Origin of the sequence: Paenibacillus sp. FSL M7-1455, assembly GCF_038004655.1 — a bacterium.
In the GTDB taxonomy this organism is placed as follows: Bacteria; Bacillota; Bacilli; order Paenibacillales; family Paenibacillaceae; genus Paenibacillus_AQ; species Paenibacillus_AQ cookii.
In genome coordinates this window covers 2145794-2162325 of record NZ_JBBORO010000001.1, presented here as the reverse complement: position 1 = coordinate 2162325, position 16532 = coordinate 2145794, and the positions used below count along the sequence as shown (strand labels likewise).

The following is a 16532-nucleotide window of genomic DNA, read 5'->3' as shown; positions in this document are numbered from 1 at the left end:
CTGCTTTCCCAAACATGGTTATGTAATTTGATTTGCATAGATTTCAACCCTTAATCCTCCATTACCCCGATCGAATCATGTTGAAACAGGCTCCTTTTCCCGAATACCGGCGCCTCCTCGTCAGTCGTAGAAAAAGCGCGCTGCAGGCGGATCAGGCACCCTTCCCTCAACCCGGCCCCGGCCACGTCCTGCGGATCGCGGATCGTAAACCACAGCCCGTCCGGAAATTTCCCTTCCAATATATATTGCTGCCCGGCACGGGGCGCTTCGCCGTACACCCTCATGCCCAGCATTTCCTTCAACTGAAGCACGGGATAGTCGTCCGGCACGTCGATATCGAACCAATCCCGTTCCAGGCGGCTTTTGACCACGGTAAGAATCATTATTTTACACCTCTTGTTCCCTGCGAATCTATGATTCGCAAGATGCAATAACTTCTATGATAATGTATCATCCGCTCCGAATCATGTCAATTTGTGACAAATTAACTATTTTAAATGATGTAACCATGAAATGGTATAGGTTTTTATAGCTATTTTCGTCGTACGCCAGTTTCGTTTTAGTGAAAGAACTCCCCCCGACAAGCGGATTCCACTCTATTATCTCATATAATTCGCATTCTTTAAATCTTTGAAAAAAGTTTGAAAATTTTATGCAATTTAAGTATTTATAAGCTTTCTTTAAGGTTTTTTTAATAATCGGGGTTTACAATGCAATTGTGGAATAACACGAATGAGGTGATTTTCTATGAGAATGCTAATCAGTTTTCAAAACAAACTTATCCCTGTATATTTTACCACTGAAAACAAACAATCCGTTCAAAAAATACTTAAGCTGCTCAGCGGCACCTTGGAAAATAAGATTCAATACGGCAAAAGAGCGCTCAAAAAATGCCTGGATTCCTTGATCAGCATCGAAATCGAAGGCTCCGAAGCCATTCTTCACAGCAAAAGCGAAAACGACACGCTCGCATTGTCCCTCTATTAAGAGGGATCTTTTGCGCGCAAAATAAAGGAGCCCGGTCATCCGGAGCTCCTTTTTTGGATTCGCTTGCGTCATACGCTTCGCCCTTCGTCCAAGCAAGCGGCGAACGGGCTTTACGGCCCGCCTGGGCCGCAGTCGTTACTAGCGGCGAAGCACATGCTCCGCTTCCTGCATCAGCAGCATCATCAGCACGTGTATGCAGACGGAAGCGATCATCAGCGCAAGCGCCAGGACGATGGCCAGCCCCGGAACGAGCGGCGCAATCAGCATGACGACGAACGTAGCGGCAATGACGGCAAGAAACCACCGCCAGCGCTGCACGGCCTTGTTCTGAAACGCCCGGTGCCCCTTTCGCCCGGCCATGTCGCCGATCCCGTAGCAGATATGAAACACCATGTACAGATTCAAAATGAAAACCACGGCTTGATACAGGAACATAAACAGCCATGACGTTGGCGGCGACAGCTCCAGGATCAGCGTGACGACCGAAAGAATGATCAAGGTGACCGATACGGTTTTGGCGCTCCGAAAATGGCTGGACCTGCGCTCCAGCCTGACGAAGCCGAGAAAGAAGAGCACGTACCCGATCACGTCCGGCAAAATGTCGAATTGGTTGATGCGGATATCGATCAGAAACAAAAATCCCCAAAACAAGTGCACAAACCCCACACTCTCCACCTCCCGCAGCTTCCTTCATTATCTATATATGGATCGGGCAAGCCTGATTATACCCCGTTTCGAAAGCCCTTTCACGGAAATCAAGCCGCTCTGCTGCCCGGCAGGGGAAGAATCTTATTCATCGTGCAGACGCTGGTTCCAATAGGACGATTTGCGCCGCACGGGATCCTTTCCCGACCGATCCGTCCGGTTCATTTTGCGCTGGCCGCGCGCTTCCTTTTTCATCTGAAATTCGAGCTCGCGCTGGGTTTTCCGGTAATTTTGCAGCCGTTTGGCATCGAGCTCTCCGGATTCCACCGCCGCGCGCACCGCGCAGCCCGCTTCCCGCTCATGCCGGCAGTCGGCAAAACGGCAGGATCTGCCGATCGCCTCGATGTCGGCAAACGCCTGCTCCCAGCCTCCGCCGTCGTCGTCGTATAACTGCAGCTCCCGCATGCCGGGCGTATCCACCATTAAACCGCCTTGCGGCAGAAGAAACAGCTGACGGTGCGTCGTCGTATGGCGTCCCCGGCTGTCATCCTCGCGGATGCCCTGCGTCCGCTGGGCGCTTGTTTCCGCCAGCCAATTGACGATCGTCGATTTTCCGCAGCCGGACGAACCCGTAAGCGCCACCGTCACCCCTTCTCTCAAATAACCGGTGACCGCTTCTTTTCCCCTGTCCTCCAGGGCGCTCACCACATGAACCGGCACGCCCGGCGCGATCAACTCCATTTCCGCGGCTTTGATGTCGGCGTCATCGCACAGGTCGGCCTTGCTTAAAAGAATGACCGGGTTAACGCCGCTGTTCCAGGCCATAATGAGGTACCGCTCCATTCTCCTCGGATTGTAATCGTCGTTCAGGGAAGTAACCAGGAACAGCACATCGACGTTGGCGGCAATCAGCTGCTCCTGCGCCGATTTCGCCCCGGCCTTTTGCCTGGAAATGTTCGTTTTCCGGTCAAGGATGCCGTGGATCACGCCCCTGTCCTCCCCTTCAAGCATTTGAAACTCCACCCAGTCGCCGACGGCTGGATAAGGGGCTCCGCTCTGAAGCCCATGTTTCATCTTGCCGGACATCTCGCCCCATGCTTCGCCTTCTTCCGTGCATACCTTGAATTTCTGTCCAAAATCGGCGGTGATGCGTCCGGGTCGATGGAGTCCGCGGTCTTCCTTGCTCCATTCCTTGTCCCAATGGTCATTCCAACCGTATTGCGTTAAATTTGTCAAATCAAATCCCCCTAAAGTTGGTTATCGTCGGGCCGGTTCCCTTGCGGGGCCGGCGCCAATATATTCCGGGATGCCGCATCATCCGTTCCCATTCCTTCGGCCGCCCGTTAAGTCCGGCGGCGGGGTTCAGGGAAATTTCGCGGCAGCCCGCAGAAAAACGCCTGTCGGCGTGTTTTCGTCTCCAGCAACATCCGTTTGAAGCAGGACATCTCCGACACAAAAAGCCCCGGAACGAAACGCTCCGGGGCTTTTGCGCGCAAAACGGCAAAAAAAAGCGCGGAGACGTCAGGTCTCCGCGGCATATGAAAATCATTCCCTCATGTCGTATCAGAACACGGGAATCTTCTTAAGCCGATGAAAGGAGACCGATATGCTTGTCGAACGAATGGCGTTTGCGGCAATGGATGTGTTGTTTTTCATGATTTATCGTCTCCTTTCCTGTCATATGCTGCCATCATAACCAGCAGATGAAGCCGTTGTCAAGCCCTTTTTTATTTGACGTCCTCCCAACGGGTCCAAAGCTCGCGCGGATTCAGCTCGTAAATTCCGTCTTCGCGGTACATGAACTGGTGCATGATGAATTCCCGGCGGATGGTCGCATAATCCTCGTGGAACTGTTTGATGAACTCGTTGATTTCCTTTTCCGTGTATTTTCGGCCCGGTTCCAGCCGCTCCACCACATGCTCCAGCGCAATCAGCTTTTTCTTGTACTGGGCCGGTATCGAACGCAAGCGTCCGTCTTTGGCGAAAAAGTTGCGGATCACCGCGCTTTTCATTTGCTCATTTGCGGTCGTGGTCATTTCTTTCCCTCCTTCCCTCAAGATCAATTCAAGCGATGCCTGCGCGTGCTGCTGGATAAAATAACGGTTTTGGGCAAAATAAACCGTATTCTTCTCGCGGCGTTCCGTAATGAGCGCCGCCTCCCTGAGCTTAGCGGCGTGATGAGTCACCGTCGGCTGGGAAATGTTCAGTTTTTCGGCCAGCGCCTGGCCGTTCATCTCGCCTTCGGAGAGCAGCAGCAGGATTCGAAGCCGGGTCGGGTCGGCCAAAGCCTTATGGTAATTGACGATTTTCTCGAGCTGCATATTTGTCATCCTTTCTTTAGAGTCATGGACGCGAACAATGGATATGCGAATCATTTAAAACTCAGCTAATTTTATGATTATCTAATTTGGTCTTAAGCTAATTATATTTTTGTCTAAATAGATTTGTCAACCTGTTTTCGCCCATTTAATCCCGGGTATGCTGCTGGTTTTTGTCAGTCAATTGCGTTACGATGGTATGTGAATTGTTTTAGTCAGAGGAGGAACCAAACGTCATGCAAGATGTCATTATTATCGGAGCCGGCCCCTGCGGATTATCCGCAGCCATCGAGTGTCAACGCAGGGGGCTTTCCACGCGGATCATCGAAAAGCACTGCATCGTGCATTCCATATTTTTATACCCGACCCATATGCAATTTTTCAGCACGGCCGAGCTGCTGGAGATCGGCGATGTTCCGTTTCCTTCGTCCAACGAGAAGCCGTACCGGTATGAAGCGCTTGCTTATTACCGCAAGGTCGCCTCGCATTACGGGCTTGAAATTTCGCAATACGAAGAAGCCCTTTCGGTCGAGAAAAAAGCGGACCAAACCTTTGTCGTCCATACGGCGGACCGCACCGGAAAGCATCACCGCTACGAAGCGCGCAACGTCGTCATCTCGACCGGTTACTTCGACCATCCCAACTACATCGGCATTCCGGGGGAAGAGCTGGACAAGGTCACGCATTATTTCCGCGAAGCCCATCCCTACAGCGGCATGAAGGTAGCCATCATCGGAGGCAGCAATTCGGCCGTCGATGCGGCCATGGAACTGATCCGCGTCGGCGCCCGGATCGATATGATCTACCGCGGCGAGACGGTGTCCGAGAACATCAAACCTTGGGTGCGGCCGGTATTCGAAGCGATGGTGGAAAAAGGGAAAATCACCGTGCACGTACAGTCGCACGTCACGGAAATTACCGAGGACTCGGTCGAAATTACGGGCAAAAACGGCGATAAGGTCCGGATCGAAAATGATTTCGTCCTGGCTTTGACCGGATTCCGCCCGGACCGGAAGCTTCTCACCTCCTGCGGCGTGGAGCTTGACGACGACATGGAAAAACCGCGGTACGACCCGGAAACGATGGAAAGCAACGTACCCGGCCTTTACGTGGCCGGCGTAATCGCCTCGGGGCGGAACGCGAACGAGGTGTTCATTGAAACGGGACGCAAACATGGCGCCCTGATCGCGCAGCATATCATGAAAACCAGAGGATAACGATAAAACATCCGTTTTTGGCGCCCGGCCATGGCCGTTCGGCCGAAAACGGATATTTTTCGCCTGCGGTAAGAATACTGCTGTATAGAAGGCGCCGGTACGCCTTAGGCGTCAGCCGGGCTTCGGGCGTTTTATGTGAAATCATCGAATTCGTTTACAGCGAAGGGGGATCCGGATGGACTTCACGTCATTGATTTTGCTGCTTATGGCGGCTCTGGGCATCATCAGCAGCAATACGCCGATCACCATAGCGATGATCGTGCTGCTGCTGATCCGGGTGCTCCATTTGCATCAGCTGTTTCCTTGGCTTGAGAAATATGGGCTGACGGTCGGCATCATCATCTTGACCATTGGCGTCATGACGCCTCTCGCGAGCGGAAAAATGAGCCTGCAAACGATCGGGGAATCGTTTTTGAACTGGAAATCGCTGCTTGCGATCGCCGTCGGCATGTTGGTTGCCTATCTCGGAGGCCGGGGAGCGACCCTGATGTCGATGAATCCGACGGTCGTCGCCGGGCTTCTGATCGGGACCGTGCTTGGCGTGGCGCTGCTGCGCGGCGTGCCGGTCGGCCCGCTCATCGCGGCCGGGATATTATCGCTTCTGATCGGAAAAACATGATCATCCATTTTCGCAAAAAAAGAGCCTTGGCTTTCTTCAGCTAAGGCTCTTTTGCGTTCATACCTCGAGATGCTGCACGTTAAACAGTCGGGCGTAGCTGCCGCCGATCGCCATCAGCTCGGCATGCGTTCCCTGTTCGGTAATCATGCCGTGTTCCATGACCACGATCTGGTCCGCGTGCGTGATCGTCGACAGGCGGTGGGCAACGATCAGCGTCGTCCGGTTCGCGGACAAGGACTGCAGCGCCTGCTGAATCAAATGCTCCGACTCCAAATCCAGCGCCGACGTCGCTTCGTCCAGCACTAGAATGTCCGGGTCTTTCAAAAACACGCGGGCGATGGCGATCCGCTGCTTTTGCCCGCCCGACAGCTTGACGCCCCGTTCCCCGACTTCCGTATCGTAGCCGTCCGGCAAATCCATGATGAAATCATGGGCGTTGGCGCGGATGGCCGCTTCTTTGACTTCTTCGTCCGTAGCGTCTGGATTGCCGACAAGAATGTTGTCCTTCACCGATCCGCTGAACAAAAAGTTGTCCTGAAGCACCATGCCGACCGAACCGCGGACGCTTTCCATCGTCAGTTTTCGTACGTCCTGCCCGTTGATGGACACGCTGCCCTTTTGAATGTCGTAAAATCGCGGGATCAGCGAAATAAGGCTCGATTTCCCCCCGCCGCTCATGCCGACGAAGGCGACGGTTTGTCCGTGGCGAATCTCCAGGTTGACGTCTTTGAGCACCCAATCGCCCTGCTCGTTATATTTGAACCAGACCCCGTCAAACGTAATCGAACGCGCCGGGGCATCCAATTTTTTCGCATCCTCGGCATCGACGATGTCGTACGGCTCGTCCATCAGCTCCATCACCCGCTCCAGCGAAGCGGAAGCTTGGGTAAGCACGGTGGATGAGTTGATCAGCCGTTTGAGGGGCGCGTACAGCTTGTCCAGATAACCGAAAAAGGCGACGAAGGTGCCGATGGTCAAGCTATGGTGGATGACGCGGTAGCCTCCGTAGCCGATGACGAGCAGCGGCGCGATGTCGGTCAACGTATTGATCACGGCAAACGTCAGCGCATTCCAGCGCGTTTGGGCCATCGCTTTATTCAAAAAGTTCCGGTTGATTTCGGTAAACTGCCGATGGTCATGGCGTTCGAGCGTAAAGCTGCGGATTACGGAGATTCCCTGGATCCGTTCATGCAAATAGGCCTGTATGCCGGCCAGTGCCTGCGAGCGGTCTTTGGTCAGCTTTTTGAGCCGCTTGTATAAAATGTTGACCGCGATGCCGTACAGCGGCAAGATCGCAATCGCCACCAGCGTAAGCACCGGATTCAGATAGAACATCGCCCCAAGCACGAACAGCAGCGTGAACATGTCCAGCCAAATATTCATCATGCCGACTTCCACGATGTTTTTCGTTTGTTCGACGTCGTTAATGAACCTGGATATCGCTTCGCCGACCTTCGTGTTTTGGTAATAGCGCAAGGAAAGCCGCTGAAGATGGGCATACAGCTTGTTCCGCATGTCGAACAATACCCTGCTTGTGATGAACTGGGCAAAATACTGCCGCAAATATTCGACGGGTCCGCGCACGACGATAAACAATACCAGAGCGCCGCCCAAAATCAGAAACAGCTGCGTGACCTGCTCCTCCAGCGTCTTTTGGGGATTGAGAAGCAAATCGTCCACGACGTATTTCAAAATCATCGGCAGCGTAAGCGGGATCCCGAATTTGACCATCCCGATGATCAACGTTAAAACAATCCATTTCGTATAAGGTTTGACGAATCGATAATAAGATTTCCAATGATTCAAGTGATTGTACACTCCCCTTTTCAGGCTTGTATGATAGGTTTTTGCGCGGATTCCCTGGGCTGACCGGAAGAGGCGGGCCGTTCACCGGTTGACATTTCCCCTTTACAATGATTATATATCCTTAAGTTGCAAGAAACGTTTTCTTGCGCCCAAATCTATCGAAACCATAGCCCTTGCCGCTGCGGCAGGACCTTCAGGAGGACCCAAATGTCAAGACAATTCGTTACGGAAGCTGTCATGCTGGCGATTTACGGAGAACTGCTGCTGACTCCCGTGCCGGTTGAATATATGGTACCGTATACCAGTTTGCTCGAGCTGTACGAATTCATTTCCAGCGACGAGCCGCTCATGAGCAACAGCGACGACGACAAACACGTGAAAGAAAAAATCAGGGAACTCGTCGATTATCTCGAAGAGCCGTTAAACAAGAAAAAGATCCAAAAAGGGCTCAACGCGCCTTGGGCCAAAAGCTCTTCCATCCTGATCGGCGAAACGGCGCGGATCACCGTGGTCAACGCCATGGATACCGCTCCGTACGGGGAATTTTTCGATCCGGTCGAAACGGAGCTGCTGCTCGTTTCCCAGCGGGAGCAGGTGCCGCTGCTGACGGATCAGCCCGAGCTGATTCACCGCATCATCGACGCCGCGGTACCGGTCACGGTATATGACATCGACGATTTCCAGTTCGCGGTGGAATCCGATCCGTTTTCGCACCATATTTGATCCCCGGCGCCCTTTCGGGCGCGGTCAGCAAGAAACTCCTTTCCGGCCGGAAAGGAGTTTTTTCATGCGCGGCATTCGTTATCCGCGGCAGTGCTCGAGGAGAGTTAAGGTAAGCGCATCGAGGGCGGGCAGCGGCTCTCCGAAAAAACGGAGCGCCTTGTTCACCTCGGCCTTGAAATCAAGCTCGCTCTGAAGCCCGTCGGCTTCGTACAGCGCAATGACCAAAAATTCCTCATCCCCGTTTTTGGCGACCTTTTTGAATTCCGGGCCGGAAAACATTTGCGCCAGCCTGACCTCTTTGGCCGTCAGGGACGTCTCCTCCCACAGCTCCCGGCGGGCCGCATCCTCCAGCGATTCTCCAGGTGTCATGGACCCGAGGGGAAGCCCCCATTCCTCAGCCCCCGCCCGCTGCTGCAACAGCATCTCCCCGGCTTTGTTTCTGACGAGGATCGCTACCTGCACGGTAATTTTGGACGTTTTTTTAATGTATTGGCGGAAATCACGGTCCAAATGAGACAAGCTTCTCCCTCCTTCCGCAAATCCCAATTTGCTGATTACCCGGCGCTTGAAGGCGTACGATCTTGATTCGCTTCGTAAACATAATCAATGTCATCCAGGGATTCCAAGTACCGAACGACCAGATCATAACCTTCCAAATACCAACCGTCCTGCTCTTCTATAAAAAAGGTGATCCCTTCGACCTCTTGCTTGAGCAGCGGACGCTCGGGCCCTTCGACCGAGATGCCCAGCGAAAAGCCGGGATGAAGGCCCCCTCCAGAGCTATAGCGGGGAAAGAAGCGAAGCGCGCTGCCGGGCTGCAGCTCCAGTTCCTTGATGTACCATTTTGCCGCGTCGTTGCTGATTCGAAGTTCCATCTGCTTCATTCCCTTCGTTGTTGTGGCTAGGCAACGTCATTGCCTATCTCCAATATATCATAACTTGAATATGGCGACTTAGGAAAATATAAATTGACAGACGTTCGAGGAGGGTGATAAAATTCTCAGCATACGAGGTCTGAAATTCAATTTATTACCAGAAGGTATGACGGGTACCCGGGCTTCCCGCCCCAGGCGCCGTCAAATCCTGACCGAAGAAAGGGTGGGCGAACGTGTTCAATTTCATCGATCATCAACGGAATCAACCGACAATTGAATACCGTCGCAGCCCAGCTGGTGGAACTGATTGTTGAAATTTGGAAACAGGTTTCAAGGAGCCAACGAATATCAGCCATTCCTCATGCTCGGCTTGCGTCTACCGTCAACCGTACGCATGATAGATGTTTGGATCGCAAAGGCATATCGTCCGTTTACGGGCAGTATGCCTTTTTTTAATGTCCTTGTTCTCCGGCAGTTGACTTACCGGCACAAAGAGAAACGTAGGAAGGGAAGTGAAAGATTTGTTCTCTGTATTAAAGAAACTGGGCTGGTTTTTCCGCCAAGAAAAAAAACGCTACTTAATCGGCCTGTTCATGCTGATCATTTGCGGCATCGGCGAGCTGTTTCCGCCCCGGCTGCTGGGAAGCGCCATCGATGAAATCGTGCGCGGCTCCATCACCTGGGCATCGCTCGCGAAATACATCTCGCTGATCATCGTGACCCTGATCCTGATCTACATCTTCACGTACATATGGATGCACAAGCTGTTTGGGGGCGCCAATCTGGTGGAGCGCATCCTGCGCTCCCGTTACATGAACCAGCTGCTGCGCATGACGCCGCCGTTTTTCGAACGGAACCGTACCGGCGACCTGATGGCCCGGGCGACCAACGACCTGCGCGCCGTCGCCAATACGGCCGGGTTCGGCATGCTCGTCATGACCGACTCGACGGCGTATCTGGCCGTGATCCTGTTTGCCATGGGCTTCCTGATCAGCTGGAAGCTGACGCTCGCCGCCATCCTGCCGCTGCCGTTCATTGCGATTGCGATGAAAATATACGGCAAAGTCATTCATGAACGTTACACGGAAGCCCAAGACGCTTTCGGCGACATGAACGACCAGGTGCTGGAGTCGGTGGCCGGCGTGCGCGTCATCCGTGCTTACGTTCAGGAAAGATCGGACGAACGCCGTTTCCAGGTGATCGCCGATGACGTCTATCGCAAAAATATGCGCGTCGCCAAGCTGGACGCCTTGTTCGAGCCTACCATCCGGCTGTGCGTCGGGCTCAGCTACGTGATCGGGCTTGCTTTCGGCATTTATCTCGTATTCAAAAACCAGATCACCCTCGGCGACCTCGTATCGTTTAATATGTACCTCGGGATGATGATTTGGCCGATGTTCGCCATCGGCGAATTGATTAACATCATGCAGCGGGGAAGCGCGTCGCTGGACCGCGTCGACGAAACGCTGTCGGTCGTTCCCGACGTGCAGGACGTCCCTCAACCGGTTCGCGTCGATTCGCCGGACACCATTGCGTTCAAGGACGTGACGTTCCGTTATCCCACCTCGACGGTGGATAATCTGAAGCATATCAACCTTTCGATCCGGCGCGGACAAACGCTCGGCGTCGTCGGGCGGACGGGAAGCGGCAAATCGACGCTGCTGAAGCAGCTCTTGCACGAATATCCGACCGGAACCGGCGAAATCCTCATCTCGGATACGCCGATCGAACAAATCGCCAAAGACCAGCTTCACGGCTGGATCGGCTACGTGCCGCAGGAGCAGATCCTGTTCTCCAAATCGGTCCGCGAAAACATCCAATTCGGCAAACATCAGGCGGATGACGTTACCATTATGAACGCCATCGCCACGGCCGCATTCGATAAGGACCTGCACACGCTCTCCGACGGTCTCGACACCCTAGTCGGCGAAAAAGGCGTTTCGCTTTCGGGAGGACAAAAACAGCGCGTATCTTTGGCCCGGGCTTTTATCTCCGACCCGGAGATCCTGATCCTGGACGACGCCCTCTCCGCCGTCGACGCCCGCACGGAAGCGCGCATCGTGGATAACATCCGCGAACATCGCGACGGAAAAACCACGCTGATTTCGACCCACCGCCTTTCCGCGATCGAACATGCGGATTGGATCATCGTGCTGGACGAAGGACGCATCATCGAAGAAGGAACCCATGCCGAGCTGCTGGAACGCGGCGGGTGGTACCGCGAGCAGTTCGAACGGCAGCAGGTCGAAAACAATCTGACGAACGAGGAGGAAGCATCATATGACTCCTAATCCCGGGACCGGAAGGCGTTTGTTCCAATACGCGCTGACCGCCAAAGGCATTTTCATCGCCGCATTTATCGCCCTTGCCATCGGCGTCGGGGCGGAACTGGCCGGACCTTTCATCGCCAAAAGCATGATCGACGATCATATGCTGGGCATCGAACGTCCCTATTACGAAACGGCGTCGGCCGAGCAAGCGGCCGAATATAAAGGGCATTATTACAAGCGGGGCGACCGCTTCGAGCCGGGCGAAACGAAGGGCGCCGAGGTGCGCCTGCTGCAGTCCGGACGCAGCTTTTATTTCATCAACCAGCCCGTGGCTTCCCCGGAAGGCGAACGAACCTTTGCGGACGGCCTGATGACCATCAAATACGGCGACAAGGTGGCGCAATATCCGGCGGAAAAGCTGTCGGCCGCCGAGCTGTATTCCTTTTACAAGCCTGAAATCCCCGGAATATTGAAGCTGGTGGGCTTATACTGCGTCTTTTTGGTCATCAGCATCTTTACGGAATTCGGCAAAACTTACTGGCTGCAAGCATCCGCCAACAAGGTCATTCAAAAGCTCAGGAACGACGTATATGCGCATATGCAGCGTTTACCGGTTTATTTTTTCGACACGCTGCCTGCCGGCAAAGTCGTCTCCCGGATCACGAACGATACCGAAGCGGTAAAGGACCTGTTCGTGGCCGTGCTCGCCAATTTCAGCTCCGGCGTCATTTATATTACGGGCGTTTACATCGCGCTTTTCCTGCTGGACGTGCGGCTTGGTCTCGTCTGCCTGTTCATCATTCCGCTCCTGATCGCTTGGATCGTGCTGTACCGGAAGCTTGCGACCAAATACAATACGATCATCCGGTCTCGCCTGAGCGAAATCAACGCCATCATCAACGAATCGATCCAAGGGATGTCCATTATCCGCGTCTTCCGCAGACACAAGCAAACCCGCGAGGAATTCGAAGCGTTAAACGACGATTACATGAAACACCAGAACAAAATGCTGAACCTGAACGCTTTTACGTCGCATAACCTGGTGAACGTGCTCCGCAGCTTTTCGTTTGCGGTCATCCTCGCCTACTTCGGATTCGGTTCGCTGTCGGGCGGAACGGCCGTATCGCTGGGCGTGCTCTACGCCTTCGTCGACGTGCTCGGCCGCTTGTTCCAGCCGATTACCGGCATGGTGAACCAGCTCGCGGCGTTGGATTCCTCCATGGTATCCGCCGGGCGGGTCTTCACGCTGATGGATGAGCCGGGCGAGGACGTAACGGACGGCACGATGCCGCGTTACAAAGGCGACGTGGAGTTCAAAAACGTATCGTTTGCCTATAAAAAAGAAAACTACGTGCTGAAAAACATCAGCTTCGAAGCGAAGCAAGGCCAGACGGTTGCGCTCGTGGGCCATACCGGCTCCGGCAAAAGCTCGATCATCAACCTCCTGTTCCGTTTTTACGACCCGCAAAAAGGGACGATTACGATCGACGGCCAGGACGTCAAGGAGTTGCCGAAGCAGTGGATCCGGCATCATATGGGGATCGTGCTCCAGGATCCGTACCTGTTCACGGGTACCATCGCTTCGAACGTCAGCCTCGGCGACGAGAAAATATCCCGCGAGCAAATCGAAAAGGCGCTGCGAGACGTGGGCGCCGAACGGATTCTTGCCCATTTGCCGCAAGGCTTCGACGAGCCGGTGATCGAAAAAGGCAGCACGTTGTCCGCGGGGCAGCGGCAGTTGATCTCTTTTGCGCGCGCGCTTGCCTACGACCCGGCGATCCTTATTCTGGACGAAGCGACGGCCAACATCGATACCGAAACCGAAAGCCTGATCCAATCCGCGCTGGAGGTGCTGAAAAAAGGCCGGACGACGTTCATCATCGCGCACCGCCTGTCAACCATCCGCAGCGCCGATCAGATCCTCGTGCTGCACCGCGGGGAAATCGTCGAACGCGGCACGCATGACGAGCTGATGCTGCTTGGCGGCCGATATTATCAAATGTATCAGCTGCAGCAGGGCGCTTCGGGAGGCGCCGTCGAGGCACAGCCCGCAGCCATTTCTCCGGCTTAACGGATGGAAGTCCGTTAGTTCTTACCGACCATCCGTTCTGCTTAAAATGTGACTCTATCCTGCGGCAGCCCGTTCTTTTTGAACGGGCTGCCGTTTTATTGATGGATTGCCATTTGGCTGTTAATAGGTCACTTCCACGATGCCGCGAATGGAGTTGGGATGATGTACCTGCTCGATCATGCACGATGCCAAATCTCCACGCGTAAGTCCTTGGAGTCCCTTGGGCTTTTTCATGGGTTCGTTTATGGCCACTCTGTAATGTCCCCTCGGGGGACCATCCACTAATCTTGGCGGTCGAATAATGGTCCAATCCAGTCCTGAGTTTTTGATCTCGTGCTCCATGCGAGCCATGTCCTCATACAGATTTTTAAACAAACGCATCACGATTTGTTCCGTAATGATGCGGGATAACAACGGCGTTTCCGGAGGAAGGGCGAGCGTAGACGCCGACAAACAAACGATCCGCTTTGTTCCAGCATGACGCATCGCGTTCATGATATTACGGGTTCCTTCGGAATACACGTTTGTCGGTTTGCGGTGATTTACCCCCAGCGCGGATAGAACAACGTCCGCTCCTTCCATCGGTTTCAGCAAAGACGACGGATTCAAAACATCTCCTTGAACGATATGCAGCTTTTTGCCGTTCTCCGTAAACCGGGAAGGCTCCCGCACAACCGCCGTCACTTGATAGTCCAGATCCAGCAGCTGCTTGACGACTTGCAATCCCGTACCGCCTGTTGCGCCAAAGACGATCGCTTTCATCATGGTTTCCCTCCATATTCTCTTATCATGATTCCCAGCCATGGCAAACGAGCTATCGGTCTTCTTGACGAACGACGGCCGGTCATAATCCATGAATTGATGGTTCGCTTGCCCCGCTTCATGACAACACCCCGTACAACCGCCGATACGCCGTCGGGGTCATGCCCTCATGCTCCATAAACCGTTTGTTGAAGTAACTGACGCTCGGATACCCGGCATCTTTGGCGATTTGCCCAATCGTCGTCTCCTTCCTCTCCAGCAGCCACTGTTTGGCCATCTGCAGCCGGCATCTCGTCACGAATTCCATCGGAGTCATTTCCGTGACGCTGCGGAACAGCTTGCAGAAATAATAGCTGCTGACGCCAAGCCTCCCCGCCCATTCCTCCAGGATAAACGGCTGCGCGGCCTCCTGCTGCATGACGGGCAGCAATTCCAGGATCCGGTTGCCCGACGTTTTCGAATTGCCCCGGGTTAATGCGGCCGCATGCGCGATAAATTCGGTCAGCAGCGCATACGTCAGCGTGGATAGATGGGAAGAATGCAGCATCCGGTAGGTTTCGGCTTCATGAAGCAGCGCCTCGTGGGCCTGCTCGAACGCTTGCCGGTTGCGGACGGTCCACAGCGGACTCTCATGAAAACCTCTGCCGATCAAATATTCCTGGAGTCCCGTCCCGTAAAAATGGATCCAGCGCACGTCCCACGGCTCCTCCTTGCTGCTGTAATACCGCTGGCGCTGCATCGGGAAATAGAGCACGGCCTCCCCCGGCCCCAGCTCGTGGGTCTCCCCGTCGATCTCAACGTACCCTTTGCCTGCGGCGACGTAATGGATATTAAAATTGTTTAACGCCCCCGCCTCCCGAAAAACGCTGTGTTCCGGTTCTTGCCGGTAATGGCCCACCGATTCCGGAAAGCAAAAAAACGGCATGTCGGGCAGCGTCAGCAGGTGAATTTGCCTTTGCACGGCCTCATCTCCATAAATGACAATATATTTATAATCGATTGCAAAATCGTATTATATTAATTTTAAATTCGCTATTTTATAATGGCAATATCATATTATAAAGCCTTCAACCGCAAATCATGTAAACCGTTTTCATCGTCGTTTGCGGGGCTTTCCGAACCATAAAGGAGTTGATGATCCCGATGAGTCCGAAAACATTAAAATGGGGGATTCTCGGCTGTGCCGGCATTGCCAAACGTTCCGTCATACCGGGCGTGCAAGAGTCCGAACTGAACGAGGTGCATGCCATCGCAAGCCGCGATCTCGATAAAGCCAAACAAACGGCGGAACAACTGAACATCCCGGTGGCCTACGGCAGTTATGAGGAGCTGCTCGAAGACCCTTCCATCGATGTCGTTTACATACCGCTGCCGAACCATCTTCACAAAGAATGGACGATCCGCGCGGCTGAGGCCGGCAAACACATTTTATGCGAAAAACCGCTGGCCCTGACCGAAGCCGAAGCCGTGGAAATGGCGGAAGCGGCGGCAGCCGCCGGCGTATACTTGTCGGAAGCGTTTATGTACCGTTACCATCCCCGCTACGATATGATCCGGGATTTGATCTCTTCCGGGGCGATCGGCGACATCCGCGGAATCCGCGGCGCGTTTACGTTCAATAACGCGGGCGACAAGGGCAACGTCCGTTACAAAAAGGAATGGGGCGGCGGGTCGATTTACGACGTCGGCTGCTATCCGATCCATGCGGCCCGGATGCTCCTCGGCAAAGAACCGGTCGCGGCAACGGTAAACGCCTTTTTCTCCGCGGAGCATGATGACGTCGACATGATGGCTTCGGGGCTTCTGGAGTTCGAAGGATCGGTAGCCCTGACGTTTGATTGCGGCATGTGGGCGGCTTTCCGGAATCCGCTCGAGATTTTGGGAACCGAAGGCATCATCGAGCTCCCTTCCGCTTTCGTCGGAAGCGACAACTTTTTCTTGACGGCGCTCGGGGAGCGCAAAGAAATCGAAGTGCCGAAGGTGAACGCCTATGCGCTCCAGGCCGACCACTTGGCGACTGCCATCATTCACCGGCGCCCCCTCCGCTTCGAGCCGGAAGATGCCATCCGGAATATGCGGGTTATCGATGCCTGCCTGCGGTCGGCAAGGGAGCATGTCCGGGTCGAACTGTGATTGCCGGCCACGTTTATGAGGTAGATCAACTGCTGCGACGAGAATTCGTTGTCTTGGATATTTCCGTCTAGGGATATAAGGGTGAAATCATCATACAATCCTTCAG

Annotated in this window: 16 protein-coding genes; 7 read left to right on the top strand and 9 right to left on the bottom strand. The window is 54.0% G+C overall.

Annotation, left to right across the window (positions count from 1 at the left end):
- Positions 1-50: 50 nt before the first annotated feature.
- Positions 51-383, bottom strand: a complete 333-nt coding sequence (locus NYE48_RS10030; RefSeq protein ID WP_036707099.1) for a hypothetical protein — start codon at positions 381-383, stop codon at positions 51-53.
- Between the two features lie 364 nt (positions 384-747).
- Between NYE48_RS10030 and NYE48_RS10025 the strand changes: the two genes are divergently transcribed.
- Complete coding sequence (locus NYE48_RS10025; protein WP_212949028.1) at positions 748-987, top strand: hypothetical protein; 240 nt, start codon at positions 748-750, stop codon at positions 985-987.
- Positions 988-1125: 138 nt separating this feature from the next.
- On the opposite strand, the gene NYE48_RS10020 is transcribed toward NYE48_RS10025, so the two are convergent.
- The 3 genes from NYE48_RS10020 to NYE48_RS10010 form a co-directional block, all read right to left on the bottom strand.
- Entirely contained in the window at positions 1126-1653 is a 528-nt protein-coding gene (locus NYE48_RS10020; RefSeq protein WP_340998337.1) for a hypothetical protein, read from the bottom strand.
- Between the two features lie 123 nt (positions 1654-1776).
- A complete protein-coding gene (gene rsgA / locus NYE48_RS10015; RefSeq protein ID WP_212949026.1) occupies positions 1777-2868 on the bottom strand; it encodes a ribosome small subunit-dependent GTPase A in 1092 nt (363 codons plus the stop codon).
- A 491-nt stretch (positions 2869-3359) separates the two neighbouring features.
- The gene (locus NYE48_RS10010) at positions 3360-3953 is read right to left on the bottom strand and encodes a DUF2087 domain-containing protein (RefSeq protein WP_339321253.1); all 594 of its coding nucleotides are present in this window, start codon (positions 3951-3953) and stop codon (positions 3360-3362) included.
- Positions 3954-4186: 233 nt separating this feature from the next.
- Between NYE48_RS10010 and NYE48_RS10005 the strand changes: the two genes are divergently transcribed.
- Together NYE48_RS10005 and NYE48_RS10000 are read left to right on the top strand one after the other, a co-directional pair.
- Positions 4187-5167: a YpdA family putative bacillithiol disulfide reductase gene (locus NYE48_RS10005; protein ID WP_036707093.1), complete on the top strand. Its 981-nt coding sequence runs from the start codon at positions 4187-4189 to the stop codon at positions 5165-5167.
- 175 nt (positions 5168-5342) lie between these two features.
- Positions 5343-5786 carry a DUF441 domain-containing protein gene (locus NYE48_RS10000; protein ID WP_036707089.1) on the top strand — a complete coding sequence of 148 codons (444 nt, stop codon included), beginning with the start codon at positions 5343-5345 and terminating at the stop codon, positions 5784-5786.
- 57 nt (positions 5787-5843) lie between these two features.
- On the opposite strand, the gene NYE48_RS09995 is transcribed toward NYE48_RS10000, so the two are convergent.
- Positions 5844-7592, bottom strand: coding sequence for an ABC transporter ATP-binding protein (locus tag NYE48_RS09995; RefSeq protein WP_036707086.1), 1749 nt, complete (start codon positions 7590-7592; stop codon positions 5844-5846).
- Positions 7593-7799: 207 nt separating this feature from the next.
- Here NYE48_RS09995 and NYE48_RS09990 point away from each other — a divergent pair, with 207 nt between their 5' ends.
- Positions 7800-8315, top strand: coding sequence for an ADP-heptose synthase (locus NYE48_RS09990; protein ID WP_212949024.1), 516 nt, complete (start codon positions 7800-7802; stop codon positions 8313-8315).
- 78 nt (positions 8316-8393) lie between these two features.
- Here NYE48_RS09990 and NYE48_RS09985 read toward each other — a convergent pair whose 3' ends face one another.
- Both NYE48_RS09985 and NYE48_RS09980 read right to left on the bottom strand, forming a co-directional pair.
- Positions 8394-8834 (bottom strand): NUDIX domain-containing protein, encoded by a 441-nt coding sequence (locus NYE48_RS09985; protein ID WP_036707081.1) that lies wholly within the window; start codon positions 8832-8834, stop codon positions 8394-8396.
- A gap of 35 nt (positions 8835-8869) precedes the next feature.
- Positions 8870-9190 (bottom strand): HesB/YadR/YfhF family protein, encoded by a 321-nt coding sequence (locus tag NYE48_RS09980; RefSeq protein ID WP_036707077.1) that lies wholly within the window; start codon positions 9188-9190, stop codon positions 8870-8872.
- A 521-nt stretch (positions 9191-9711) separates the two neighbouring features.
- Here NYE48_RS09980 and NYE48_RS09975 point away from each other — a divergent pair.
- Positions 9712-11481 (top strand): ABC transporter ATP-binding protein, encoded by a 1770-nt coding sequence (locus NYE48_RS09975; protein ID WP_340998333.1) that lies wholly within the window; start codon positions 9712-9714, stop codon positions 11479-11481.
- Positions 11471-13531, top strand: a complete 2061-nt coding sequence (locus NYE48_RS09970) for an ABC transporter ATP-binding protein (RefSeq protein WP_212949020.1) — start codon at positions 11471-11473, stop codon at positions 13529-13531. The genes NYE48_RS09975 and NYE48_RS09970 overlap by 11 nt, the downstream gene beginning before the upstream one ends.
- 120 nt (positions 13532-13651) lie before the next feature.
- Here the strand turns inward: NYE48_RS09970 and NYE48_RS09965 are convergent, their stop codons facing one another.
- On the bottom strand, positions 13652-14296 hold the full coding sequence (locus NYE48_RS09965) for an NAD(P)-dependent oxidoreductase (protein WP_340998330.1): 645 nt from the start codon (positions 14294-14296) through the stop codon (positions 13652-13654).
- A gap of 115 nt (positions 14297-14411) precedes the next feature.
- Entirely contained in the window at positions 14412-15254 is an 843-nt protein-coding gene (locus NYE48_RS09960; protein ID WP_340998327.1) for a helix-turn-helix transcriptional regulator, read from the bottom strand.
- Positions 15255-15436: 182 nt separating this feature from the next.
- Here NYE48_RS09960 and NYE48_RS09955 point away from each other — a divergent pair, with 182 nt between their 5' ends.
- The gene (locus tag NYE48_RS09955; RefSeq protein ID WP_036707071.1) at positions 15437-16426 is read left to right on the top strand and encodes a Gfo/Idh/MocA family protein; all 990 of its coding nucleotides are present in this window, start codon (positions 15437-15439) and stop codon (positions 16424-16426) included.
- The last annotated feature ends 106 nt before the right edge of the window (positions 16427-16532 follow it).

Bases quoted from the DNA above. Each gene is read 5' to 3' on its own strand.
- NYE48_RS10030 (WP_036707099.1), bottom strand. From the start codon at position 383: ATGATTCTTACCGTGGTCAAAAGCCGCCTGGAACGGGATTGGTTCGAT.
- NYE48_RS10025 (WP_212949028.1), top strand. From the start codon at position 748: ATGAGAATGCTAATCAGTTTTCAAAACAAACTTATCCCTGTATATTTT.
- NYE48_RS10010 (WP_339321253.1), bottom strand. From the start codon at position 3,953: ATGCAGCTCGAGAAAATCGTCAATTACCATAAGGCTTTGGCCGACCCG.
- NYE48_RS10005 (WP_036707093.1), top strand. From the start codon at position 4,187: ATGCAAGATGTCATTATTATCGGAGCCGGCCCCTGCGGATTATCCGCA.
- NYE48_RS10000 (WP_036707089.1), top strand. From the start codon at position 5,343: ATGGACTTCACGTCATTGATTTTGCTGCTTATGGCGGCTCTGGGCATC.
- NYE48_RS09990 (WP_212949024.1), top strand. From the start codon at position 7,800: ATGTCAAGACAATTCGTTACGGAAGCTGTCATGCTGGCGATTTACGGA.
- NYE48_RS09980 (WP_036707077.1), bottom strand. From the start codon at position 9,190: ATGGAACTTCGAATCAGCAACGACGCGGCAAAATGGTACATCAAGGAA.
- NYE48_RS09970 (WP_212949020.1), top strand. From the start codon at position 11,471: ATGACTCCTAATCCCGGGACCGGAAGGCGTTTGTTCCAATACGCGCTG.
- NYE48_RS09965 (WP_340998330.1), bottom strand. From the start codon at position 14,296: ATGATGAAAGCGATCGTCTTTGGCGCAACAGGCGGTACGGGATTGCAA.
- NYE48_RS09955 (WP_036707071.1), top strand. From the start codon at position 15,437: ATGAGTCCGAAAACATTAAAATGGGGGATTCTCGGCTGTGCCGGCATT.